The 22,499-nt window shown below is 71.6% G+C and carries 23 protein-coding genes and 2 pseudogenes; 10 read left to right on the plus strand and 15 right to left on the minus strand.

All coding sequences use genetic code 11. The features are described 5' to 3' along the window. Window positions 1–63: 63 nt before the first annotated feature. Both ABTY98_RS32325 and ABTY98_RS32330 read right to left on the minus strand, forming a co-directional pair. Window positions 64–339, minus strand: a complete 276-nt coding sequence (locus ABTY98_RS32325; RefSeq protein WP_089100964.1) for a DUF397 domain-containing protein — start codon at window positions 337–339, stop codon at window positions 64–66. Further along, entirely contained in the window at window positions 340–1,200 is an 861-nt protein-coding gene (locus ABTY98_RS32330; RefSeq protein WP_352224610.1) for a Sco1979 family transcriptional regulator, read from the minus strand. Window positions 1,201–1,540: 340 nt separating this feature from the next. Here ABTY98_RS32330 and ABTY98_RS32335 point away from each other — a divergent pair, with 340 nt between their 5' ends. The 3 genes from ABTY98_RS32335 to ABTY98_RS32345 all read left to right on the plus strand — a co-directional run bounded on the left by ABTY98_RS32335 (window position 1,541) and on the right by ABTY98_RS32345 (window position 5,445). After that, window positions 1,541–2,266: an ATP-binding protein gene (locus ABTY98_RS32335; RefSeq protein ID WP_352224611.1), complete on the plus strand. Its 726-nt coding sequence runs from the start codon at window positions 1,541–1,543 to the stop codon at window positions 2,264–2,266. Further along, a complete protein-coding gene (locus tag ABTY98_RS32340) occupies window positions 2,263–2,697 on the plus strand; it encodes a hypothetical protein (protein ID WP_352224612.1) in 435 nt (144 codons plus the stop codon). Before ABTY98_RS32335 ends, ABTY98_RS32340 begins: the two co-directional genes overlap by 4 nt. Window positions 2,698–3,582: 885 nt before the next feature. Then, entirely contained in the window at window positions 3,583–5,445 is a 1,863-nt protein-coding gene (locus ABTY98_RS32345; RefSeq protein WP_352224635.1) for an ABC transporter ATP-binding protein, read from the plus strand. Window positions 5,446–5,464: 19 nt separating this feature from the next. Here the strand turns inward: ABTY98_RS32345 and ABTY98_RS32350 are convergent, their stop codons facing one another. The 3 genes and pseudogenes from ABTY98_RS32350 to ABTY98_RS32360 all read right to left on the minus strand — a co-directional run. Next, the gene (locus ABTY98_RS32350; protein WP_352224613.1) at window positions 5,465–5,644 is read right to left on the minus strand and encodes a DUF8839 family protein; all 180 of its coding nucleotides are present in this window, start codon (window positions 5,642–5,644) and stop codon (window positions 5,465–5,467) included. Window positions 5,645–5,798: 154 nt separating this feature from the next. Next, window positions 5,799–6,443: a DUF899 domain-containing protein gene (locus ABTY98_RS32355; RefSeq protein WP_352224614.1), complete on the minus strand. Its 645-nt coding sequence runs from the start codon at window positions 6,441–6,443 to the stop codon at window positions 5,799–5,801. Between the two features lie 167 nt (window positions 6,444–6,610). After that, window positions 6,611–6,825: pseudogene (locus ABTY98_RS32360) on the minus strand (amidohydrolase); the annotation flags it as partial. A 34-nt stretch (window positions 6,826–6,859) separates the two neighbouring features. Here ABTY98_RS32360 and ABTY98_RS32365 point away from each other — a divergent pair. After that, window positions 6,860–7,201 (plus strand): annotated as a pseudogene (locus ABTY98_RS32365) (endonuclease/exonuclease/phosphatase family protein); the annotation flags it as partial. Between the two features lie 24 nt (window positions 7,202–7,225). On the opposite strand, the gene ABTY98_RS32370 reads toward ABTY98_RS32365, so the two are convergent. Next, window positions 7,226–9,082 (minus strand): FUSC family protein, encoded by a 1,857-nt coding sequence (locus ABTY98_RS32370; protein ID WP_352224615.1) that lies wholly within the window; start codon window positions 9,080–9,082, stop codon window positions 7,226–7,228. Between the two features lie 1,099 nt (window positions 9,083–10,181). Here ABTY98_RS32370 and ABTY98_RS32375 point away from each other — a divergent pair. Together ABTY98_RS32375 and ABTY98_RS32380 are read left to right on the plus strand one after the other, a co-directional pair. Continuing rightward, window positions 10,182–10,595: a RidA family protein gene (locus ABTY98_RS32375; protein ID WP_352224616.1), complete on the plus strand. Its 414-nt coding sequence runs from the start codon at window positions 10,182–10,184 to the stop codon at window positions 10,593–10,595. Beyond that, window positions 10,592–11,050 carry a GNAT family N-acetyltransferase gene (locus ABTY98_RS32380; protein WP_352224617.1) on the plus strand — a complete coding sequence of 153 codons (459 nt, stop codon included), beginning with the start codon at window positions 10,592–10,594 and terminating at the stop codon, window positions 11,048–11,050. Before ABTY98_RS32375 ends, ABTY98_RS32380 begins: the two co-directional genes overlap by 4 nt. Before the next feature lie 168 nt (window positions 11,051–11,218). Here the strand turns inward: ABTY98_RS32380 and ABTY98_RS32385 are convergent, their stop codons facing one another. Together ABTY98_RS32385 and ABTY98_RS32390 are read right to left on the minus strand one after the other, a co-directional pair. Beyond that, on the minus strand, window positions 11,219–11,941 hold the full coding sequence (locus ABTY98_RS32385; protein WP_352224618.1) for an aspartate/glutamate racemase family protein: 723 nt from the start codon (window positions 11,939–11,941) through the stop codon (window positions 11,219–11,221). 5 nt (window positions 11,942–11,946) lie between these two features. Beyond that, window positions 11,947–13,404, minus strand: coding sequence for an NCS1 family nucleobase:cation symporter-1 (locus ABTY98_RS32390; protein WP_352224619.1), 1,458 nt, complete (start codon window positions 13,402–13,404; stop codon window positions 11,947–11,949). 167 nt (window positions 13,405–13,571) lie between these two features. On the opposite strand from ABTY98_RS32390, the gene ABTY98_RS32395 reads away from it, so the two are divergent. Together ABTY98_RS32395 and ABTY98_RS32400 are read left to right on the plus strand one after the other, a co-directional pair. Then, window positions 13,572–14,246 carry a GntR family transcriptional regulator gene (locus ABTY98_RS32395; protein ID WP_352224620.1) on the plus strand — a complete coding sequence of 225 codons (675 nt, stop codon included), beginning with the start codon at window positions 13,572–13,574 and terminating at the stop codon, window positions 14,244–14,246. A 113-nt stretch (window positions 14,247–14,359) separates the two neighbouring features. Next, window positions 14,360–15,832 (plus strand): LamG domain-containing protein, encoded by a 1,473-nt coding sequence (locus tag ABTY98_RS32400; protein WP_352224621.1) that lies wholly within the window; start codon window positions 14,360–14,362, stop codon window positions 15,830–15,832. Between the two features lie 11 nt (window positions 15,833–15,843). Here ABTY98_RS32400 and ABTY98_RS32405 read toward each other — a convergent pair whose 3' ends face one another. Then, the gene (locus ABTY98_RS32405) at window positions 15,844–16,554 is read right to left on the minus strand and encodes a uracil-DNA glycosylase (RefSeq protein WP_352224622.1); all 711 of its coding nucleotides are present in this window, start codon (window positions 16,552–16,554) and stop codon (window positions 15,844–15,846) included. Between the two features lie 143 nt (window positions 16,555–16,697). On the opposite strand from ABTY98_RS32405, the gene ABTY98_RS32410 reads away from it, so the two are divergent. Further along, window positions 16,698–17,327, plus strand: coding sequence for an RNA-binding S4 domain-containing protein (locus ABTY98_RS32410; protein ID WP_352224623.1), 630 nt, complete (start codon window positions 16,698–16,700; stop codon window positions 17,325–17,327). 82 nt (window positions 17,328–17,409) lie between these two features. Here the strand turns inward: ABTY98_RS32410 and ABTY98_RS32415 are convergent, their stop codons facing one another. The 3 genes from ABTY98_RS32415 to ABTY98_RS32425 all read right to left on the minus strand — a co-directional run bounded on the left by ABTY98_RS32415 (window position 17,410) and on the right by ABTY98_RS32425 (window position 19,822). Then, window positions 17,410–17,883, minus strand: a complete 474-nt coding sequence (locus tag ABTY98_RS32415; protein ID WP_352224624.1) for a DoxX family protein — start codon at window positions 17,881–17,883, stop codon at window positions 17,410–17,412. Between the two features lie 111 nt (window positions 17,884–17,994). Further along, on the minus strand, window positions 17,995–18,675 hold the full coding sequence (locus ABTY98_RS32420; protein WP_352224636.1) for a class I SAM-dependent methyltransferase: 681 nt from the start codon (window positions 18,673–18,675) through the stop codon (window positions 17,995–17,997). Window positions 18,676–18,838: 163 nt separating this feature from the next. Beyond that, on the minus strand, window positions 18,839–19,822 hold the full coding sequence (locus tag ABTY98_RS32425) for an acyltransferase domain-containing protein (protein WP_352224625.1): 984 nt from the start codon (window positions 19,820–19,822) through the stop codon (window positions 18,839–18,841). A gap of 66 nt (window positions 19,823–19,888) precedes the next feature. Between ABTY98_RS32425 and ABTY98_RS32430 the strand changes: the two genes are divergently transcribed. After that, window positions 19,889–20,188, plus strand: coding sequence for a DUF6343 family protein (locus tag ABTY98_RS32430; protein WP_352224626.1), 300 nt, complete (start codon window positions 19,889–19,891; stop codon window positions 20,186–20,188). A gap of 12 nt (window positions 20,189–20,200) precedes the next feature. On the opposite strand, the gene ABTY98_RS32435 is transcribed toward ABTY98_RS32430, so the two are convergent. From ABTY98_RS32435 to ABTY98_RS32445, 3 genes are all read right to left on the minus strand, one after another. After that, complete coding sequence (locus ABTY98_RS32435; RefSeq protein WP_352224627.1) at window positions 20,201–20,587, minus strand: tetratricopeptide repeat protein; 387 nt, start codon at window positions 20,585–20,587, stop codon at window positions 20,201–20,203. Between the two features lie 72 nt (window positions 20,588–20,659). Further along, on the minus strand, window positions 20,660–21,271 hold the full coding sequence (coaE, locus tag ABTY98_RS32440) for a dephospho-CoA kinase (RefSeq protein WP_352224628.1): 612 nt from the start codon (window positions 21,269–21,271) through the stop codon (window positions 20,660–20,662). A gap of 109 nt (window positions 21,272–21,380) precedes the next feature. Further along, a complete protein-coding gene (locus tag ABTY98_RS32445) occupies window positions 21,381–22,319 on the minus strand; it encodes a PAC2 family protein (RefSeq protein WP_352224629.1) in 939 nt (312 codons plus the stop codon). Window positions 22,320–22,499 lie beyond the last annotated feature (180 nt).

The raw sequence follows: 22,499 nt of genomic DNA on the forward strand, positions 1-22,499 counted from the left end.
AGGAAAAGGGAGTTGAATCGAAGCTGAGCGTGCTGAAGAAGCTGAACAAGGGGAAGAGCAGGGTCAGGAGAGCAGGAAGTCGGCCTCCCCCGCCTTGGCGCCCTCGATGAAGGCAGTCATCTCGTCCGTGGTGTAGATCAGCGCCGGTCCGTCGGGGTCGGTCGACTGGCGGACGGCGATCCGGCCGTCGGCCAGCTTCATCGCCTCCAGGCAGTTGCCGCCGTTGCCGCCGCTCCACGGCTTGTGCCAGCCCTCGCTGCCCAGTTCCCGGGCGGGCATGCCATTGTAGATCCGCTCGGTGCGGTTCCGCGGCCCGGACTGGGGCTTGATGCGATCCATTCACAGCTCCTTGCGGAGATCCCGGAGGATCTCCTTCGTGCGTTGTGCCGTAGCGGCCTGCGCCGCCATGCGGTCCATGACCTCGAGGTGGGTCGCCACCTCGGTGCGCGCGTCCAGGTAGACGGCGCCGGTCAGGTACTCGCTGTAGACCATGTCCGGCAGTTCGGGCATGGCGAATCGGAACAGCACGAAGGGCCCGTACGTCCCCGGGTGCGGCCCGCTCTCGAACGGGGCGACCTGGAGCGTCACATTGGGCAGCTTCGTGACCTCTAGCAGCCGGTCGATCTGCGCGCGCATCACCTCCAGGCCCCCGACCGGGCGGCGCAGGGCGGTCTCGTCCATCACGGCCCAGAAGCGGGGAGCGTCATCACGGGTGAGCAGACCCTGGCGCTGCATGCGCAGGGCGACATGGCGCTCGATGTCCTCCGGCCAGGTCTGGCCGACGGCGCCCGACTTCAGCACCCCGCGTGCGTAGTCCTCGGTCTGCAGCAGCCCGGGCACGAAGTGCGGTTCGTAGGAACGGATCAGGCTCGCCGCGCCCTCCAGGCTGACGTACATGGAGAACCAGCTCGGCAGGATGTCATGGAACCGCTGCCACCAGCCGGGCTGGTTGGCCTCCTCGGCGAGCCGGACGAAGACGTCGGCCTCGTCGTCGGTCACCCCGTAGGCCTTCAGGAGCAGTTGGAGGTACGGGATCTTGAGGGCGACCTCGGCCATCTCCATACGGCGGACGGTGGCGGGCGCCACGCGGAGCACACGGGCGGCCTCCTCACGCTTGAGCCCGGCGCGTTCGCGCAGGTCAAGGAGGCGCCGACCGAGGACCACCTGACCCACAGTCGGCGCGGACCGCGGCTCGCTCACGCTCCACCTCCACGAAGTTCCCCGGCTGGGCGGCCACTTGCGTTGGTCGGCGGCACGGCGGCCGCCACCTACAGGTGTCACCTGTCACCGGCATGCTGACAGCCCAGCGGCGCCATTCGAAGGCTCATTCGAGGATCTGACGGAATGACCAGACAGGGCAGAGGACCGAATTGACCGGAACAACCGGAAACTTCCGGTTCGGTCACATCAATCGCATTGGCCCGATCGGCCCGCCGAATCCTCACTGATCCCAACTGGCGCCGCTCGACATGCTGTTGCGAGCAGTGTGCCACGGCCCCTCACCGCGTCACACAGCACTCTGCATTTTTCAGAGTGACTCTTGCCAAGTGTTCACGGCGGGGCGATAGTGGCAAGCGTGATTCCGTCCGCGCCCTTAGGAACAGACGCCGCCGCAGACCGTTTCGGTCTCGGCGCTGCCGCGGTGGTCGCCCCTGGTAGGGGCACTGCCGAGCGCCGGTTCCGGTTCGAGCTGGCCGCTCATCCGGGTTCTCCCGCACAGGCCAGACGCCTGGTGCGTGCCCGGCTGACCGGCTGGTCGGTGTGCGCGGACACCTGTGACACCGCCATGCTCGTCATATCCGAGTTGGTCACCAATGCGATCGTGCACACCGCGAGCAGTCGCGTCGTGTGCGAGCTGCATGACCACGACGACACGGTGCGCATAGCCGTGCACGACGAGGGCTGTGCACCGGATGAGCCCCACCCGTCCCCGCAGCGTCCGGAGGAGGAGCACGGGAGGGGGTTGCTCCTCGTCGAGGCGCTGTGCCAGGCCTGGGGGGCTCAGGAACACGGTCCTGGGCTGCTGGTATGGGCGGAGCTGCCGCGCCAGACCGACGCCGCCCAGGACACCGCCGAACCCCGCAACGACCTGGGGTGGGGCGCCCGCCCCGACCCGGGCCCGTCGCGCGGCTCGTCCCGCGGGCCCTCGCGCGACCCGTCGCAGGGGCCCGCGCACAGCCCGGTCCACCGTCCCTCGCCCGGTTCCGGGGAAGAGGGGCAGTCGGAGGCGGCGCTGCGCCCGGTGCCCGGGCGGAGGCAGGCGTGAACGGCATCCCCGGTTCCGGCCGGTCGCTGGGTCTCGACACCCTGGTCCGGCTGCAGCGCGGGCAACGACCGGCGGCCGCGGGCGGTGTGCGTCGGCTCCCGGTGCCCGAGGGCATGACAACACCACTGGGCTGCGACACCGTGGCCGTACCGGCGCGCCTCGGGCCGCTGGTGGTACCCCGGCTGCCACGGGTGGGCTGTGTGTACGCCGACGGCACGCGCTGGTGGTGGATCGTCCCGGCGGACTCCGACTACGCCCTGACCTGGCCCGCACCGGCTCACTACAGTCCGGGGGCCCCGCTGCCCGGCGCCGCCCGGCTGATCCACCGCCCCGACGGCACGGTGCCGTACACCCCGCCGATACCGCTCTACCTCGCCCTGTGCCGGGTGACGGGGACGACGCCGGAGTGGTCCCGCCCACTGAGCGCGTGACCGCTGCGCGGCTTCAGCCGACAGGGGCGGCGCGAGAGACCGGGCGGCGGGGATCGGCTCGGCTGTTCTGACCGAGGGCCAGGGCTGCTGTTCGAACCGAGGACCATCTCGTCTGCCGTCCGGACCGAGGACCATCTCGGCTGCTGTCCGGACCGAGGACCGGATCGGGTGCTGTCCGGACCGAGGACCGGATCGGGTGCTGTCCGGACCGAGGACCGGATCGTCTGCTTTCGAACCGGGGATCAGCTTCGCTGCGTGAGCCAAGGGCCGGATCGCCTGTTCGAGCCGAGGCCCGACTCGCCTGTGCGAACCGAGGACCGGGCTCGGCTGCCTTCGGACCGAGGACCAGTTCGGCGCTGCGAGCCGACGGCGGCCGGATCGGCTGCGCGAATCGCTGACCGGCCTGGTCGCCCGCAACGAAGACTCGCCCGACCATCGGCACCGAAGACCCGCCCAGCCGCCGCGCCCAAGACCCGCCCAACCACCCGCACCAAAGACCCGCCCAGCCGCCACACCCAAGACCCGCCCAACCACCGCACCGAACTCCCAAAAACTCGCCCGGCTGGTTCAGCCCACCCTCGGCCCAGACCGCCCCCGGCCCAGCCCCCCTCGTTCCACCCCACCCTCGATCCACCCCACCCTCGATCCACCCCATCCCCGGCCCACCCCACCCCCGTTCCACCCCCTCCCACCCCGCACTCCCAGCGCACTCCCCCGCGCCCCGCGAGCCCCGTCGCACGCCCTGCCCGGGGGCCGTCGTGCCCGCGATAGTGGCCGTTCGTCGACGGCCCTGGGAGGAACGCGGTGACGAAGAGGCGGGACACGGAGGCGTGCGATGTGTCGGAGTCGGAGCGGCTGCTGTTCGGAGGGCCGCTCCGCTACGACATGGGTTGGAACCAGCACCGGGACGCCTTCCTGGAGCTGGACCTCCGCGCGATGCTGACCCGTCTGCCCGGCATGCTCACGTCCAGCCTGCGGCTGGCCCGCCAGGCGGACGCCGGCGCCGCGCGCGTGGTGCTGGCCGCGCAGGTGGCCATCGGCGTGTCCCAGGCCGTGAGCCTGCTGGCCGTGAACAGCGTGCTGGGCCGGCTGATCGGCACCGGCACCATCGAGGAACGGCTGCACGGCGCCGCCCCCGCCCTGGTGATCATGGCCACCGTGATGTTCGTGGCCGCCATGCTGCGTGCCGCCTCCACCTACGCCACGGGCCGCCTCGAACCCAAGGTCGAGCGGGTGGCGACCGAGATGTACCTGGAGCGCGCCGCGGCCGTCGAACTCGCCGCGATCGAGGACCACGCCTTCCACAAACTGCTGGACACCGCGCAGTACGGCGCCTCCTCCGCCCGCCGCATGATCATGTACGGCACACGTGTGGTGAACGCGATGATCTCGCTGATCGCCGCGGCCGGTGTACTGACCGTGCTGCACCCGGCCCTGCTGCCACTGCTGATCACGATGACGATTCCCAGCGCCTGGGGAGCCCTGACCAACGCCCGGCGCCGCTACGAGTCGTTCCACACCTGGGTGCAGCACGCCCGCGCCGGCCATCTGATCAGCGCCCTGCTCACCGAGCCTGAGGCGGCGCCGGAGATCCGGGTGCACGGGGTGGGCCCGTTCCTGCTGCGGCACTTCCGGGCGATGTCGGAGACGGCGGAGGCCGAGCAGGCCCGGCTGGCCCGGCTCGCCGCCCGCACCGGCCTGATCGCGGCGGCCTGGACCGGTCTCGCGACCGTCGCCACCTACGCGACACTGGGCGCCCTGCTGCTGAGCGGGGCGATGGCCCTGTCGGTGGCCGGTACTGCGGTGATCGCGATCCGCACCGGCTCGGCGAGCCTCAACACGCTCGTGTTGGAGATCAACACGCTGCACGAGGAGGCACTGTTCGTCGGCGACCTGGAGCGGCTGTACGTCGAGGCCGCCGAACGGGCGATCCCGATCGGCGGCGACCCGCTCCCGGAGGATCCGCGGGAGATCCGCTTCGAGAACGTCACGTTCACCTATCCGGGTGATTCCACCCGCCCCGCCCTCGACGACGTCACCCTGACGCTCCCGCTCGGCCGGATCGTCGCCCTGGTCGGCGAGAACGGCTCCGGCAAGACCACCCTGGTCAAGCTGCTGGCCGGGCTCTACCAGCCGGACCGGGGCCGCATCCTGTGGGACGGGGTCGACGCGGCGAAGGCCGACCGGCACCGGCTCGCCGAGCGCGTCGCGATGCTGGCCCAGGACTTCAAGCGCTGGCCCTTCACCGCCAAGGTCAATGTGGCCGTCGGCCGCTCGTCGGCGCCGCTCACCGAGGAGCGGCTGACCAGGTCTGTCTCGGAGGCCGGCGCAGAGGAGGTGGTCGAGGACCTGCCACGCGGCCTCGAGACCCTGCTGGCCCGGAACTTCAGCGGCGGGCACGAGCTGTCCGGCGGTCAGTGGCAGCGGCTGGGCATCGCGCGGGCCGCCTACCGGCGCGGGCGCATCCTGATCGTGGACGAGCCGACGGCCGCCCTGGACGCCCGGGCCGAGCTGGAGGTGTTCGAGAAGATCCGTGCGCTGGCGGGCAGCGGGCAGACCGTCGTACTGATCACGCACCGGCTGGCGTCGGTCCGCCACGCCGATCTGGTGCACGTCCTGGACCAGGGCCAGGTCGTGGAGTCCGGGACCCCCGACGAACTCCTGGCGAGCGGCGGGGTCTACGCGGAGCTGTACGCACTCCAGGCGGACCAGTTCACGACCAAGGTGCCCGTCCGGAAGGTGGGGTAGCCCTTTGGCCGGCGCTCGGCTAGCCCTCGGCTCCGTCGCCGCCGCGCACGATCACCAGGAACGTGTCGGTCGCCAGGTCCATCACGACCTCGGCGGGCATGCCTTCGAGTCGCCGCGCGTGCGCGAACTCCTCCGCCGGCCATGATCCTCGCGGTCCGCCTGCGGGAAAGCCCTCGAGCACCGTTCGCCCGTTCACCATCCTGCACCTCCAGAAGTGCGTCGTACTTGTAGGAGTTAACGCTCTGGAGAACACGAATGGCTCGCCCAGTGACGGTACTGAGACATAGCCGACACGTCACCGGCGCGGAGGGTGAGAGTCCGCCGACTTTCGGTCACTTTCGTGTCCGCTTGTGTCAGTCCTCGTACTCGTCGTGGTAGCGCACCCGGTCGCTGCCCGCGGGCACCCGGCCGAGCGCCGTGAGGTCGAGCAGGGAGCTGGTCGAGCCGAGTCCGTCGAGGCCGCGGTCGTGGGCGGAGTAGGTGTGGAAGACCCGGTCGTGCTCCCGCAGGAAGCAGCTGATTCCGGGCCGTTCGACCGGTTCGTCGTCGACCACGAGGGTCGCCCTGAAGTCGCGGTTGAAGTCGCTGTGGTACGACGAGTACCAGGGCAGCGTCCAGCCCATCCGCGCCTTGAACGGCAGGATCCTGGTGAACGGCGCCCGGGACACCGCGGCGAACGCGGTGCCGCGCGCGCGCAGATGGGCGAGATGGCCGATCTGGTCCAGGAACGCAGAACAGTTGGGACAGCCGGCCTCCCACTCCGGGGCGAACATGAAGTGGTAGACGATCAGTTGGGCCCGTCCCTCGAAGAGGTCGAGCAGGGTGACCTTGCCGTCGCCGCCCTCGAACACGTACTCGGGGTCCACCTCGACCATCGGCAGCCGGCGCCGCTCGGCGTTGAGTACGTCCCGCGCGCGTGTGAGCGCCTCTTCCTTGAGCAGTAACTCCTCACGCGCGGCACGCCACCGCTCACGCGAGACGATCTCCGGAAGCGACATGGGCCCCTCCTCTACGACGGTCGGTTCCGGGTGGTGACCGCCGGAGGGAAGAGAACTCATCGGCGCGGCCGAAGATTTTTTTCCGCGCCACCGCCGGATGCGGCTCCGTCGGACACGCCACGGCCGGCAGCGCCACCGTCGGACACGCCACCGCCGGACGCGCCCCCTCAGGTGTCGTACTCCGGATGCGCCGACCCTGCCGGCGCTCGACGAGGGCGGGCAGCCGCTCCCCCAACTCCCGTACCACCCCGGGCACGTCGAGGGTGAGCAGTTCGCGGTCGCGCATCAGGACACGGCCATCGACGATCGTCGTGCGGACGTCGGCGGAGCGAGCGCTGTGCACGAGCGTGGCGGCGAGGTCGTGGACGGGCTGGGTGTGCGGCGGTACAGGCGGCCACCACCCAGATGTGCGGGCGGTACAGGCGGCCACCACCCAGATCCTCCTCGGCCCACCCGGTTCCGAGCTCGGCACCACCGGCTACGACCACGCCGACAAGGGCGACGCCGTACGGCTGTGGGACATAGCCCCACGGATACCGGTCGAGCAGCGCTACTCCCGCGTCGACTCCGGCCGCCGCGAACTGATCGACCACATCCTCCTCAGCCACCACCTGGTCCACCGTCTGACAGAGGCGGGCGCGGGCCTCCCGGGTACCACCACCCCACCGGCCCTCCCGTCGGTGGGCGAGGACCCGGCGGAGCGCCGCGGGGTACCGGGGTCGGACCACGCACCGGTGTGGGCGCGGTTCGGCGACTGAGGCGTACGGCGCCGCCCTGGTTCCCTACGCCGCGACCGGCATCCGCGGCACCGCGAGCCCGAGCCGCCGTCCGCCGTTCTCCAACTCGGCCGCCAGGTCTTCGAGTTGCCGGGTGTGCCGGGCGGTGAGCCGGCCTGTCTCGTCGAGGTGCACGGCGCACGCGGTGGTCGTGTCCACGAGCCGTTCGAGTACGGCGGCCACCGCGTCCGTGCCCTCGGTGTGCCGGGCGAGGGCGGGGAGTTCGGCGGCGGCGAGGGCGATGGCGGTGCGGGCCTCGGCGAGGGTGCGGTAGGCCTCGCGGCGCAGGGCCCAGCGTTCGCCGCGGTCGTCGGACTCGCTCAGTACGTGGTCGAGATAGGCGTGTGCGGCCCGCCCGGCCGTCGCGAGCCGGGCCCGTACTCCGCCGCCCCGCTTCCCGGCCATCGGCAGATGCCCCACGATCAGCACGATCGCGCAGGCCAGCAGGGTCTCGCCGATGCGGCTGAGGGAGGCCTGCGGTTCGCCGCCGACCATGACCAGGGCGAGCACGAGGACGGTGACGGCGGCGGTCTGGGCGCCGAAGTGCCGGGTGGACATGGGGATGACCGCTCCGCAGAAGGCGACCAGCGCGATGAGCCCTTCGGGCCGGGGCAGTACGGCGGCGAAGCCCGCGAAGACGAGGGCGCCGAGCACGGTCCCGGCGGCCCGGCACAGCACCCGGGAGGCGAGCGGCCCGAGGTCGGGTTTGACGAGGAAGACTGCGGTGGCGGGCAGCCAGTACCAGTGCTGGTGCTCGCCGTACCAGCGGGTCTGGTGCAGCGCCTGGGCGATGGCGGCGCTGGCTCCGAAGCAGAGGGCGACCCGCAGCCCGTACTCCCGCCCGCCGCTGCCGAGTGCGGCCCGCAGCACCTCCTTCGGGCTGCGGCGCCGGGCGGGCGGCCGGTGCTCCGCGCCTCCGGCCCGGTCGAAGGCCTCGGCGGCGTGCAGCAGGGCGTCGTCCAGGGCGCGCAGGGCGGGCGCCGACCGGGACGGCGCGGGCAGCGGTCCGGTGCCGCCGTTCCCCCGGACGGCGACGGCGAGCCGCCGGGGCCCCTCGGCCACCCGCTCGGATATCGGCTCCCCCGCCCAGGCGAGGGCGGTCGCCGCCTCGCCGAGGGGCAGCGCGGCGGCGTACTGCGCGTGCAGCCGGCGCTCGGCGGCGGAACTGGCGTACCGCCGCAACCGGGGCCCGGTGAGCGCGTCCTGGGCATGGTCGAGCGCGGTGCTCAGCGCCTTGCGCCGCCCGAGGGCGGCCTCGCTGCCCACGGCGTCGAGCAGGTCGGCGATGGCGTCGTACACGGCGGCGACGGCGTCCCGTTCGCCGTCGAAGCGGTAGTCGCCGGTGAGCGCGGCGGGGGTGGGCAGGGCGAGCCGCAGAACCAGCAGCCACCCGGCTCCGGCGAGGAAGGCGAGGGCCCGCTGCCAGCCCGCCTCGGCGACCGGCATCCCGGCGCCGATGGCGGCGGCGACCAGTAACTGCGTCCCGGCCCCGGAGGCGACGGGCCCGACGGCACTCATCCCGCCGCCGACCAGCCCGAGGCCGGTGAGCAGCAGGGTCAGGGGTACGGCGGTGAGGTGCTCACCGCCGTACGTCCCGACGAGCAGCCCCACGGCCCCGGCCCCCGCGGGCGCCCCGAGCCGCCGTACGGAGGCCCGCCTGCTGCCCGGCCGGTCGTTGACCCCGGCGAGCATCGCGGCGATGGCGGCGACGACACCGAGAGAGGTGTGGCCGACCACGACCGCGGTGAGCAGCAGCGGCCCGGCGGCCAGCGCCCCTCTCGTCACGGCGCTCCAGGGCACGGGCCCGCGCTGGGCGCGCAGGGCGTGGGCGAGCCAGGGCGGCAGGGCGACACGACGGGACACGGGGCTCCTGTACGGCGGACGAGGGCGGGGTATGCCTTCGGGCGACGGCGGCCGTGGCTTCCGGTCTGGGTGTCTCCACCGTAGATCGTGTTCCCGTACGGAAAGGTGCGTATGTATTTCCGAGGTGTGACAAGCGGGGCGAAGGGCCGTGTTCTTTATGAACGCAATTTCACGATGAACGTGAGCGGGCCCGAGGGCGTAGCCTGCCCCCGGGCCCTGGAGTGCCGCCCATCATCACACGCCGGCACGCTTGAGAACCCGGGTCAGGCGTGATGAGCCTTGGACTTGATGCCCTTCTCGACCGCGATGATCTGATTGAGTTTCGCTCCGCCCGAGGCCCGATCCGCTCCGGGTTCATCCGCGCTTCCGCGAGGTGGGCCCGCAGATCCGGCTCTTTCGCGTCGACCGGGTCGAGGCCGCCGAGCGGAGTGCGGAGTTCAGCGCCGTGGTAGCGGCTGCGGCGCGGCGGTCCGCGGCGGTCCGCGGCGGCGAGGGCGGCCGCGCAGCGCAGGCGGCGGGAGGTGCTGGCGCGGATCGCGGCGGAGCCGATCGACGTGCCGCGGCTGGCTCCGCACAGACTGGCGGCGCTCGCCGTCGAACACCGCGACCGGTGGGACGAGGAGCGGGCTTACCAGCGCGGGGAGCCCGACCGCTGGAAGGTCGGCTCTCTGCTGCATCGGCTGACTCGGTACGACGGACTTCTGGCCGGGCTGCACGGCAGCACCGGACGCGGCGCCGCCGAGGAATGCTGCGGCGACGGGTGTACGAGGCCGTCGTCGAGGCGTACCCGCATCTTGAACGCGAGTGCGAGCGGTATTTGCAGGATTCCGTCCGCTACTACCTCGCCCGCGGCGTACCAGGGGCTGTCCGAACGGCGCGATGCAGTGCGGTTGTACGCGCTGTCGACGCTGGCGCTCCATCTCGCCGTGCGGGGAGGGAGGGTCGTCGGTACGCGGAGGGGATGCGTGGGCCGAGGCGGAATGGTCCTGCGAACGTGGCGGCGGCCCTGGCAGCGGGGCATGACGGATATTCGGATGCGGTCATGGCGCTGCAGTCCGGATGATCGGGACGCCGCCAGTCGTCTGTCCGAGGAGCCGCCGTGATCCGCCGTGTCATCGCCCCCGCCCTCTTCCCTCCGCCCGGCTACTCGCACGTCTCCCTCATTGAGGCCGGTACGAGACTCGCGTTCCTCGCCGGGTCCGTCCCGCTCGACACCGACGGACAGTTGGTCGGTGAGGGCGATCCCGTACGGCAGGCCGGGCAGGTGCTGGTGAATCTCGCGGAGCAACTGCGTGCGGTCGGCAGCGACCTGGCCCATGTCCTGGCCACCGACGTGTACGTCGTCAGCAGTGATCCGGCCGTGCTGTCCGCCGTCTGGGAGGTCGTCGAGGCCTCCGGGCTCCGTGCCGGGCCGCATTCGTCGACGCTGGTCGGTGTGGCCTGCCTCGGGTACACCGGGCAGCTGGTGGAGATCACGGCCACGGCCGTCGTGCCCGAGGAGGCGCGTCCATGAGCGCCGGTGACAGGGTCGTGCTGCGCCGGGCGGCCGGGCCGGACGCCGCCGCCGTCGCCGACGTCTGGCTGCGGTCGTACTCCGCCGCCCTGCCCAGCGTCGTCCGGGCGCGCTCCGACGACGAGGTGCGCGCGTACTTCCGGGAGGTCGTGGTGCCGGAGCGGGAGACCTGGCTCGCGGAGGTGGCCGGTCGCGTCGTGGGTGTGATGGTGCTCGCGGGGGATCTGTTGTCCCAGTTGTACCTGGACCCCGAGTGGCGGGGGCGGAGCATCGGTGACCGGTTCGTCGCTCTGGCGAAGGAGCGCAACCCCACGGGACTCACGCTCTGGACGTTCCAGGTCAACAAGCCCGCCCACCGGTTCTACGAGCGGCACGGCTTCGTCCCCGTCGAGTACACGGACGGGAGCGGGAACGAGGAGCGGGAGCCTGATGTGCGGTACGTCTGGCGGCCCTGACCCTACGTGTCGCCGCCCGCGGTGTTGGTCATGCGACGGCCCCGGCGAACGGGCCGCCGCGACGGCCTCGGTGCGGGCGCGGGTGGTGGGCGTGAGACCGTTCGAGGCCCCCGAAGACACAGCCGCACCGCGCGTCCCAGAGGGCCCAGGCTCCCGGCGCGTCCACCACTACGCGGATCCCGTACCCCACATCCGCCTCTTCGCCAGCGGCTTCGCATAGCTGCCCGCCCGGCTGGTCGTGAGCCCAAGCGCCACCAGCGACTCCGCGAGCTTCACCCCCGCGCCGACCCCGTCGACGACCGGAAGCCCGAGCTTCTCCCCCACCACCCGCTGCAGTCCCGTCATCCCGGCACAGCCCAGGACCAGGACCTCGGCGCCGGCGTCCCGGACCCGTTCGGCCGCCGCGAGGAACGCGGACTCCGTGCGCCCGGGGTCACCGGCGAGGTCGAGGACGCCCAGTCCCGTGCCGGCCACCGCCACGCAGTTGCGGGCCACCCCCGCCGTCTCCAGGCTGTCCTCGATCTGCCCGCGCGACCGCTCCAGGGTCGTGACGACGCCGTACCGGCGCCCCAGCAGACACGCCAGATGCGCGGCGGCCTCGGTGATGTCCACGACCGGTACATCCACCAGTTCCCTTACGCCCTCGCGCCCGTGCTCACCGAAACCGGCCATGACCACCGCGTCGTACGGCGGACCGTCGTACGTCCGCAGCGCGTCGAGCACCGCCGCCGCCGAGAGGTAGCTGTCGAGCCAGCCCTCCGCCGACTCGGGGCCCCAGTCGGGGGTCAGGCCGGTCACGGTGGTGCCCGGGCCTGCGGCGGCCCGGGCACCTCGTACGATCTCCTCGGTCATCTCCTGCGTGGTGTTGCAGTTGGTGACGACGATCCGCACGGTCGTCAGACCTCCCGGGACGCGACGGCGCGGTCAGCGCGGCACAGCGCCCCGTACAGTCCGGCGGCCAGCGCCGTGCCGATGAACCAGGAGTACGGCGCCACCTCGCTGAACGTCTTCACCAGCGCGAGCACCGCCGCGACCGCCGCCGAGGGCAGGAACGCCCACAGCGCCTTGGGGTTGACGCCCTTGCGGTAGTGGTAGGGCGATCCCGACGTCGCGTCGAACAGCTTCTCGACGTCCACCGCACCACGCTTGACCCAGTAGTAGTCGACCATGATCACGCCGAACAGCGGGCCCAGGAAGGCGCCGAGGCCGCCGAGGAAGTAGTTGACGACGGTGGGGTTGGAGAAGAGGTTCCAGGGGGTGACGACCAGCGCGGCGACCGTGCTGATCATGCCGCCGACCCTGAAGCTGATCTTCTGCGGCCAGACGTTGGCCAGGTCGTACGCCGGTGAGACGAAGTTGGCGACGATGTTGACGCCCATGGTGGCGACCGCGAAGGTCAGGGCCGCCACGACCAGGACCCAGGTGTTGCCGACCTTGGCGACCAGTTCGGCGGGGTCGGTGATGGCCTCGCCGAAGACCTCGAGCGAGCCGGCCGTGACGATCACGGAGACGACCACGAAGGCCGTGGAGTTGATGGGCAGTCCCCAGAAGTTGCCGCGACGGACGGTGCGGTAGTCCGGGGCGAAGCGGGAGAAGTCGCAGAAGTTGAGCATCAGCGTGCCGTAGGTGGCGAGGATCAGGCCGATCGCGCCGAACCACTGCCGCCACTGCTCGCCGGCCGAGACCGGATGCGGGGTGGAGGTGAGCGAGATCGTCCAGTGGGCCTTGGCCAGGATCCAGACGGCGAGCGCGATCATGACCAGCCAGATCGCGGGGCCGCAGAAGTCCTGGAACTTGCGGATCGTCTCCATGCCCCGGCTGATGATCGCCGCCTGGACCAGCCAGAGGGCGACGAAGGAGATCCAGCCGAGCGCGTCCAGGCCCAGGAAGGAGTGGTGCGTCCAGGACTCCAGGCCGGGCCAGGCCGCCAGCAGCATCACGTTGACGGCGACGGACGCCAGATAGGTCTGGATGCCGTACCACATGATGGCGATCACGGCCCGGATGAGGGCCGGGATGTTGGCGCCCCAGACGCCGAAGCTGATGCGGCTGACCACGGGGAACGGCACGCCGTGGCGCTGCCCGATCCGCCCCATGCGGTTCATGCCGACGTAGATGAGCACAAAGCCGACGAGAAGGGAGGTGAAGACCTGCCAGACGTTCATGCCGAGGACCAGCAGGCCGGCGGCGAAGGTGTAGTTGCCGAGGTTGTGGACGTCGGACATCCACATGGCGAAGAGGTCGAAGACCTTCCAGTTCCGCTTCGCGGCGGGGGCGAGGTCTTCGTTGGTGAGCCGGGGGTCGGGGACGAACGCGGGTGCGCCGGTGGCTTCGGCACGGTCGGCCAGGGACACGGGGCCTCCAGGGACTACGGGGACGGGGAGAGCGGAGGACTACTGCCGGATACTGCGCGCGTTTGGTATACCAAACTGCGGTCATCGTCCTCCCGTCAAGCGTTCTGACCGATGTCCGTCCCGTTACGGCTCCGTAAAAGCCCCCTCAGGTCGGCGAAGATGGCCCCATGGGATCCCCCACGGCGAAGATCGAACCCCTGGGCGCGGTGCGCGAGCGCGTCCTCGCGACCCTGCGGCAGGACATCATCGCGGGGCGTCTGGGCCCGGGCGACCGGCTGGTCGAGCGTGAGCTGGCCGAGCGGTTCGGGGTGTCCCGGGTGCCGGTTCGGGAGGCGATCCGGGCCCTGGTCGCCGAGGGTTTCGTCCTCTTCGAGTCGGCCCGCCGGACCGTCGTACGCCGACTGACCCCCATCGACGTCAAGGAGCTCTTCGAGCTGCGCGAGGCGCTGGAGGTGTACGCGGCCGGGCTGGCGGCGGCACGGGCGACCCCGCAGGCGCTGGCCGAACTGCGGGACCTGCTCGACCGGGCCGCCACGGCGACGTGGGCCGGGGACGCCGAGACGATCACGGACATCAACACCCGTTTCCACGACCGCATCCTGGCTCTGGCCGGCAACAGCCTGCTCATCTCGGTGATGGAACCGGTCGACGGTCGGCTGCGCTGGCTCACCCGGCGGAACGAGGAGTGGCCGCAGCTCCTCACCGAACACCGCGAGCTGTACGAGGCGATCGCCTCCGGCGACCCGGACCGCGCCCGCGCCCGCGCACTCGCCCACGTCCAGGCCAACTACCGCTCGACGGTACGGCACCTCTTCGGTGAGGAGCCCGAGCGGCGGCTCTGACCTCGCACGGAGTTGTCCACAGGAACATCAGTTCGCACAGGAATCTCCTAGAGTTCTCCTCATCAGTGAAGATCGGAACGGATCCGATCGGACCGCGCGGGGAGGGCACGACCATGGTGAGCAGACGGGGACTGCTGGGCGGAGCCGCGCTCATGGGGATGGGCACGGTGGTCGGCATGGCGGCGGGCACGGGGACCGCCGCGGCCGACACCCCGCTGGACACACCGTTCACCCCGGTCGCCGCACCGCATCTGGCCGAGGCCGAGCAACTGGTGCAGTACCAGCGCATGCTGGCGGCCGGCCTTCTGCCGACGGGACTGGCCGGGCACTGGCCGCTGGACGGCTCCGGCAGCGACCGGTCCGGCCTGGAGCATCCCGTCACCCTGGGCTCCGGAGCGAGCTGGACCAGTCTGCGGGCAGGTGGTGAGCTGAGCTTCGACGGCACCTCCGGGGCCTACGCGGCCACCGACTCCGTCCTGGACACCACCGCCCCGTTCACGGTCGCGGCCTGGGTCCGGCTGGCCGACGACGCCTTGCTGACGAACATGTACACGGCCGTGAGTCAGGACGGTGGCAGCGCCAGCCGCTTCCTGCTCCAGTACGACGACACGGCCGGTACCTGGGCCTTCAAGGTGCGCAGCGAGGACCAGACCGCCGAGATCTCCGCGCTCGGCACCACGCCCGTCACCAAGACCGGCGTCTGGACCCATCTCACGGGTGTCTGGGATGGCACGCGCGTCCAGCTGTATGTGAACGGCGTACTGGAAGGCAGCGCCGACACCGCCCTGTCCTGGGCCGCCACCCAGGGCTTCAGCATCGGCCGGGCCCGCTGGGACGGCGGCTACGTCAACCGCTTCAAGGGCGCGATCGACGACGTCCGCGCCTACGGCCGCGCCCTGACCGCCGCCGAGATCGCCCTGATCAGCGGCGCTACGGCACGCGCCAACAACGTCTATCTGATGAACACGACGGCGACCGTCACCTGGGGCCGCCCGGACGACCTCGCGAGCTGGGTGGCCCGGGCCCGCTGCTCGTCCTTCGTCACGGCGCTGCTCAAGCACACCTACGGCTGGGCGACCGACGCCTACTTCCTCCAGTACTTCCAGGAGAAGGGCCCGGAGGCCGCCGACTACTGCTCGGCCTTCCTGAAGAACACTGGAGGTCCGCGCTTCCGCCCCGTCCGCAAGGTCACCGACCTACGGCCGGGCGACCTGATCGCGGTCGACTACAACGGGCAGGACACCGAGAACACCGGGCACATCGTGATGGTCCGCGAGGTCAATGGGGTCTTCAGCGGGGTCGCCGACTTCCCGAACGAGACCCAGTACGCCATCGAGATCATCGACTGCACCTCCGACCCGCACGGGGTGTACGGCCTGAGCAACTACCCGCAGTACCCCGACACCCGCATGGTCAGCAACGTGGACGGCGAGAGCTTCCAGGGCGTCGGCATCGGCCACATGATGTTCTACGCCTCCAACGCCACCGGCGCGTTCTCCCGCTACCGCTGGAGCGTCAACTCGTCCGCGTCCACCGGGACCCACACGGTCGCCGACCGTCCGTTGGCGGCGGCCCATATCGTCTGAGCCCGCCGTCGTCACCGCAGCCCGGCCGCCTCCGCCGCCGTCCGCAGCACATCGCGGAGCATCTCGGGGGTGAGGCGGCCGGTGAAGGTGTTGCGCTGGCTGACGTGGAAGCAGCCGAAGAGGTCCAGGCCATCGAGGTCGACCCGGGTGCCGTGGGCGAAGGCCGGACGGGGCCGGGGCACGCTCCAACCGGCCTCGGCCAACGCGGGCAGCGCGGCCTGCCAGCCGAAGGCGCCGAGCACGACGGCGGCACGCAGCGTCGGCCGCAGCAGCCCCAGCTCCTCCACCAACCAGGGGCGGCAGGTGTCGCGCTCCTCTGGGGTCGGCTTGTTGGCGGGCGGGGCACAGTGCACGGGCGCGGTGATCCGTACGCCGTACAGCCCCAGACCGTCGTCGGCGCGCACCGACGTCGGCTGCGAGGCGAGCCCGACGTCGTACAGCGCCTGGTACAGCACATCGCCGGAGCGGTCGCCGGTGAACATCCGGCCGGTGCGGTTACCGCCGTGCGCGGCCGGGGCGAGGCCGATGATCAGCAGCCGGGCGTCGGGCGGCCCGAAGCCGGGGACGGGCCGGCCCCAGTAAGTCCAGTCGGCGAACGCGGCACGCTTGGTACGCGCCACGTCCTCCCGCCAGGCGACCAGGCGCGGGCAGGCACGGCAGGCGCTGACGCGCTGGTCGAGTCGGGCGAGGGGGTCGAGGGGTGTGAGAGGAGCGCGATGCACAAGGTCCACGGTAAAGCCGGGCAGACCCGGCCGTGCCGCATCGATTCGGTCGGTGCGAGTGGGGTGCGTCGGTGCGAGTGGGGTGCGTGAGCGCCCGGGAAATCCGGTCCGTCTCTCTCGGCTCGGGGGGCTAAGGTCGGGGCATGGCTTCTGAGGACGCGGGTGAGAGCAGGGAGCGCGAGAGCGGTGGGACCAAAGCTCCCGCCCCCGCCTCGGCCGAGCCCGCCGAAGGCCCCCCGGCGCCTGCCGCCCAGGCCCCCGACGCAGACCCCGCTGCCGTGGCAGCGGCCATCGCCGCCGCCGAGGCCGCTGGGCCCGCTCCCGGCGAGAACGTGCGGATCGACAGCTGGATCTGGGCCGTACGCCTGATCAAGACCCGCTCCATGGGAGCCACCGCCTGCCGGGGCGGGCACGTCCAGGTGAACGGCGAGCGGGTCAAGCCCGCCCATTCCGTGCGCGTCGGTGACGAGGTGCGGCTGCGCCACGAGGGGCGGGAGCGGGTCGTCATCGTGAAGCGTCTGATCCGCAAGCGGGTCGGCGCCCCGGTGGCCGCCCAGTGCTACCTCGACAACTCCCCGCCGCCCCCGCCCCGTGAGGCCTTCGTCCCCATCGGTCTGCGCGATCGCGGCACCGGCCGCCCCACCAAGCGCGACCGCCGCGAACTGGAACGACTGCGCGGCCTCGGTGGGATGGGAGGAATGGGCGGGACGGGAGGCGTGGGCGGGGTTGGCGGGATGGGCCGGCCGGACGGTGGGCGCACCGGCGGACGGTGATCCACCGTCCGCCTGGTTCCCCGGAGTTCGGCCAGGCCGCGCCCGGCTCCTTACTCCTCCCGCGCTCGGCGGGAGCGGCGCGTCACGCACGGGGCTGCATCAGTCCCCACAGCCGTGCGTTCTGTCCGCGCCGGGCCCAGGCGATCAGGGCCAGCGGCACGATCAGGATCAGCGGGGTCGCCGCGTACTGGCCGTCGAAGACGGTGAGCTGGACGATGAACGCGCCCACCATGAGCGCACTCAGCGCCATCGCCGCCACCGACTGCAGCACTGGTATCAACAGGGCGACCGCCCCGGCCAGTTCGAGCGCGCCGATGGTGTACATGCCCGCGCTGCCCCAGCCGATCCTGTCGAAGGACTCGACGGCCGACGGGTGCGCGATCAGCTTGGGCAGCGCGCTCGCGATGCCGTAGAACAGGGCGAGCAGCACCTGCACCGCGCGCAGGGCCAGGCGGGCACGGCGGCCGCGGGCGGTGGCGGACTCGGCGACGACCGGCGCGGACGCGGTGGAAGTGGCAGAAGCGGCGAGGGCGACAGAAGCGGTGGGCTTGGACATGGGGGTTCTCCTGGGGGTTGCGGTCTCTGTTGCTGTCACAGAGGTAGACCCGGCGCCGACGGAGAACTCATCGGCTGCCGCCAGGATTTCCCGGCTACCCGCCGTCTCTCGCTATGTCGCCGGTACCGCCCTCACCCACACCCCGTCCTCGGTCAGATACTCGGTCACCTCCAGTCCTGCTTCCGCGAGCGCCTCCTCGAACTGTTTCTCGGTGAGCGGCCGGGCCAGGAACGTCTGTGCCCAGCTCGCGTCCGGGAACTCGTACTCCGCGCGCACCGAGTTCACCCCGTCCCCGACCGGCTCCACGGACACGATCCGCACCGTGTAGCCGCTGGGGTCGACCCGTTCCCTCGGCACGTCCGAGTGGTAGTCCGCGCCCTCCCGCTGGATGAGCACACAGCCGCCGTCCGCCACATGCGCCGCGCAGGTGCGCAGCATGCCCCGTCGCACTTCCACGTCACCGGTGTTCACCAGGAACGACGCGAGCATCACCACGTCGAACTTCTCGCCCAGGTCGAGCCCCTCGATGGTGCTGCGTATCGTGCGTGCCCCGCGGACGCGCTCCAGCATCTCCGCCGACTCGTCCACCGCCGTGACCGTGAACCCGCGGTCCAGGAGCGGGTGGGTCATCCGCCCCACGCCACTGCCCAGCTCCAGGATGTGGGCGCCGGCCGGGACCGCCGCCTCGATGATGTCCGGCGCGTCCCCCACGGCCAGCCGGGAGTAGAGCTCCACCGCGCAGCCGTCGGGGGTGATCGCACCGGGACCTGTTCCCTCGTGCCCCTCACGCATTTCAACCGTCATGCCCGAACAACGGCCCACGGCCGCACGGCCGTTCCCACACGCTCACGGTTCACTCGTTCGAGTAGCCCACGGTCCGGCGGGAACTTTCCTCCATGCGGGGGGGGTTGACGGAGCATCAGAGGACGGGCGAGGTCACCGTGCCCCGGTGACCTCACCGCTCCCACGGAATCCACCCGTGCCCGAGATACCAGTGGCCGCCCGCCCGCAGATGGTCACCCACCGCCCGCTCCACCGACGTACGCCGGGGCAGGTCCCGTACCGGCAGGTCCGGGGCGCCGAAGACGAACCGGACGGCCGTCGTGTCGGCCGGTTCCGGGTCCACGTACCCGGGTCGGAATCGGTCCTGGAAGCGGACGATGTTCGAGTCCGCCGGCAGGTACCGCCTCAGCTGCGGGTCGAGCAGCCAGGAGTGGCAGGTCGCGACCGGATACTGCTCCTCCGGGAAGTGCTGAGGAAAGAACTCCCGTGCCAGGGCCAGCGAGCGGTCGCAGGCGGTGGGGGTCAGCGGCCCGCAGTAGTCGGGGATGTGCAGGTTCAGGCAGGGCTGCCCCGGAGCCACGGACACGGCGTGGCCCGTGCCCGTGTCCGTGCCCGTGTCCGTGTTCGTGCCCGTGCCCGTGTCCGTGTCCGTTGCCGTGATCGCTCGCGCCGTGTGTTCGCCCAGCCGCGCCCGCTCGTACTGCAGCCGGCCCAGCTGGTACAGCTCCCCGCGGAAGTGGCGGGTGAGCCAGGACGCCTGAAGGGGCGCCAGTCCTCCCCTGCCGTAGCGCCTGCGGTGCAGCGTCATACCGCGCCCCAGGTCGGCCAGCGTGCGCCGGGACACGTCGGCGGGGACACCCCGCGCGTGGTGGTACGCACGGGCGTGGGGCACCGCGGCGAGGAAGACGTACACCAGGAAGTACCCGTCCAGTGCGGCCGGAGCGGTGGCGGCGAGCTCACCGAGCCCGGATGGGTCACCGGCCCCCGCCTTGGTGGCCGTGGCGCCGGTGACCTCGTCGGCGCACTCGGCGAGCAGCCGCTGAACTCCGGGATCGGCGGTCACGGTCTTCCGCAGGGCCACCACCTGGTTGATGTCCTCGTGCGGCACGGCGAGGTCGAGGAGCAGTTCGGGCAGGTCGTCGGCGTCCGGCAGCACGGCGGGGTCCCCCTTGGTGAACGTCCTGGTCGAAGAGTACGTTGCAAGGAGGAGTGGTGATCCGTGATGCGTACGGGCAGTGAACCGGCGACCGCGCGCAGTGCGCTGCGGGCGCGCTTGTGGCTGAGTGTGTGGGGCGTGGCCTGGGCGATCTTCGGCACGGCGGTGTTCGCGCTGGTCGGCCGTCCCGGCTGGGCGGCGGCCTGTGGGGTGCTGTGGCTGGTGGCGACCATCGACATGGCCATCATCCTCAGGCACATCAGGCAGGGCCCGCACTATCAGCCCGGCCCCGATGTGCCGCCGTACCGGCCGCCGGAAGACCGCCCGCGGCGACTGCGGCACCCGCCGCAGCACGGTCACCCGTGAGCAGACGTCCGCTCACGCGCCGTCGTCGAAGCGGGCCGCCTTCAGGTACTCCGGGTTCGGGTCCAGGGCGGCCGCCAGCCGGAAGTGGCGTATCGCTAGGTCGGCGCGGCCCTGGCGTTGGTAGGTCCGGGCGAGCGCGAAGTGCGCGAACGCGTTGTCCGGCTCGCGCTCCAGGACGATGGTGAACTCCAGCTCGGCGGGGCGTAGTTGCGCGGCCGCGAAGAAGGCACGCGCGCGTAGCAGCCGGGCGGCGGTGTTCTCGGGGTGCGCGGCGATCACTCCGTCGAGCAGTTTCACCGCACCCCGCGGGTCCCGTGCGCTGAGCAGTTGCTCGGCGGCACGGAAGTCGATGACGTGCGTCTCCGGAGTACGTCCGGTCGAACCGCTGGTCTCGGGCACGGCAAAGTCCTTCCCTCACTGAAGCGGTTCAACGCCCGGACGGGTACCCGCTATTTCGAAGACGCATGACCGCTAACTCGAACCGGACGCCCGCGCCCGGCGCACGAGGTCGGCCCACACCTCGGCGACGCGCTGTTCCAGCGCGTCCAGGGGCACGTCGTTGTCGATCACGATGTCGGCAATCTCCAGGCGCTTCTCGCGCGTCGCCTGCGCGGCCATGCGCGCGCGTGCGTCCTCCTCGGCCATTCCCCGCAGCCGTGTCAGCCGGTCGAGCTGGGTCTCGGGGGCGACGTCCACGACGAGCACGAGGTCGTAGAACGGCGCGAGGCCGTTCTCCGCGAGGAGCGGGACGTCGTTGACCACCACCGCGTCGGCGGCGGCCGCGCTCTCCAGCTCGCGGGAGCGGGCCCCGACCAGGGGGTGCACGATCGAGTTCAGTACGGCGAGCTTCTCCGGGTCGGCGAAGACGATCGAGCCCAGCTTCGGCCGGTCCAGGCTGCCGTCGGCGGCGAGCACGTCCGGCCCGAAGGCCTCGACGACGGCCGCCAGGCCGGGGGTCCCCGGCTCGACGACCTCACGCGCGATGCGGTCGGCGTCGATCAGTACCGCGCCGTGCCCGACGAGCAGCCGCGACACCTCGCTCTTCCCGGCGCCGATCCCGCCGGTGAGGCCCACTTTCAGCATGCCCCGAAGCTTAGGCCCCGCCACCGACAACGGCCCGGACAGGCCCCGGTTCCGGCCCGGACAGCCCCTGATGCAGGCCCGAGGGCTGGGTTCCGGGCCCGCGCGGGCCTCAGTTGTCGCCCTCACGCTCCGCGAGGAAACGCTCGAACTCCAGGCCGATCTCGTCCGCCGAAGGGATCTCCACCGGTTCGGCGAGCATGTTGCCCCGGGTCTCGGCCCCCGCGGCGGCGTCGTACTGGTGCTCAAGGCCCTGAACCAGGGCGGTGAGTTCCTCGTCGCCCTCCTGGATCTGGCGGTCGATCTCCGTCTGCGTACGGTGCGCGTCCGTGCGCAGGCCGTGCGCGATGCCCGGGAGCACCAGGCCGGTGGCGCCCGTGACGGCCTCCAGGACGGTCAGGGCGGCGTCGGGATAGGCGGAGCGGGCGATGTAGTGCGGGACGTGCGCGGCGACGCCCAGGACGTCGTGACCCGACTCCATGAGGCGGTATTCGAGCAGTGCCTCGGCGCTGCCGGGCACCTGGGCCTCATCGAAGGGGCTGCTGTGCCCCGGGACGAGGTCGGTACGGTTGCCGTGCGGCGTGAGACCGACGGGGCGGGTGTGCGGGACGCCCATCGGGATGCCGTGGAAGTTCACGGACAGCCGGACTCCGAGCCGCTCCACGACCTGCCGTACGGCCGCGGCGAAGCGCTCCCACTCGACGTCCGGCTCGGGCCCCGACAGCAGCAGGAACGGCGCACCTGTGGCGTCCTGCACCAGCCGGACCTCGATGCTGGGCTCCTCGTACTCGGTCCAGCGGTCCCGCTTGAAGGTCAGCAGCGGGCGGCGGGCCCGGTAGTCCACGAGCCGGTCGTGGTCGAAACGGGCGACGACCTGGTGGGGCAGCGAGTCGAGGAGCCGGTCGACGATCTGGTCGCCGGTCTCGCCCGCGTCGATGTATCCGTCGAAGTGGTAGAGCATGACAAGGCCGGCCGACTCCTGGGCCAGCGCCATGTCTACGACGGCCAGGCCCTTCGGCTCCCATGCGTACAAACCCTGCGGATCAAGCACTGTGACCGCTCCTCCTCGTGTTCGTACGGGACAACGTGGCAAGGGCCGCGGGCATTCCCGCCACCGCTCCGATCGACCGCCACTCACCGCCTTCTCATGCCGGTGTGCGGGCACGCGCGCGACCAGCAGCTTGACCTTCTCGTCGGAGCCGGCCGAGCCGATCACCCGCGAGGCGCCCTT

Source organism: Streptomyces sp. NPDC096040, from assembly GCF_040303265.1.
In the GTDB taxonomy this organism is placed as follows: domain Bacteria; phylum Actinomycetota; class Actinomycetes; order Streptomycetales; family Streptomycetaceae; genus Streptomyces.

Bases quoted from the DNA above. Each gene is read 5' to 3' on its own strand.
- ABTY98_RS32325 (WP_089100964.1), bottom strand. From the start codon at position 339: ATGGATCGCATCAAGCCCCAGTCCGGGCCGCGGAACCGCACCGAGCGG.
- ABTY98_RS32345 (WP_352224635.1), top strand. From the start codon at position 3,583: ATGGGTTGGAACCAGCACCGGGACGCCTTCCTGGAGCTGGACCTCCGC.
- ABTY98_RS32350 (WP_352224613.1), bottom strand. From the start codon at position 5,644: ATGGTGAACGGGCGAACGGTGCTCGAGGGCTTTCCCGCAGGCGGACCG.
- ABTY98_RS32355 (WP_352224614.1), bottom strand. From the start codon at position 6,443: ATGTCGCTTCCGGAGATCGTCTCGCGTGAGCGGTGGCGTGCCGCGCGT.
- ABTY98_RS32380 (WP_352224617.1), top strand. From the start codon at position 10,592: ATGAGCGCCGGTGACAGGGTCGTGCTGCGCCGGGCGGCCGGGCCGGAC.
- ABTY98_RS32395 (WP_352224620.1), top strand. From the start codon at position 13,572: ATGGGATCCCCCACGGCGAAGATCGAACCCCTGGGCGCGGTGCGCGAG.
- ABTY98_RS32400 (WP_352224621.1), top strand. From the start codon at position 14,360: ATGGTGAGCAGACGGGGACTGCTGGGCGGAGCCGCGCTCATGGGGATG.
- ABTY98_RS32410 (WP_352224623.1), top strand. From the start codon at position 16,698: ATGGCTTCTGAGGACGCGGGTGAGAGCAGGGAGCGCGAGAGCGGTGGG.
- ABTY98_RS32415 (WP_352224624.1), bottom strand. From the start codon at position 17,883: ATGTCCAAGCCCACCGCTTCTGTCGCCCTCGCCGCTTCTGCCACTTCC.
- ABTY98_RS32420 (WP_352224636.1), bottom strand. From the start codon at position 18,675: ATGCGTGAGGGGCACGAGGGAACAGGTCCCGGTGCGATCACCCCCGAC.
- ABTY98_RS32430 (WP_352224626.1), top strand. From the start codon at position 19,889: ATGCGTACGGGCAGTGAACCGGCGACCGCGCGCAGTGCGCTGCGGGCG.
- coaE (WP_352224628.1), bottom strand. From the start codon at position 21,271: ATGCTGAAAGTGGGCCTCACCGGCGGGATCGGCGCCGGGAAGAGCGAG.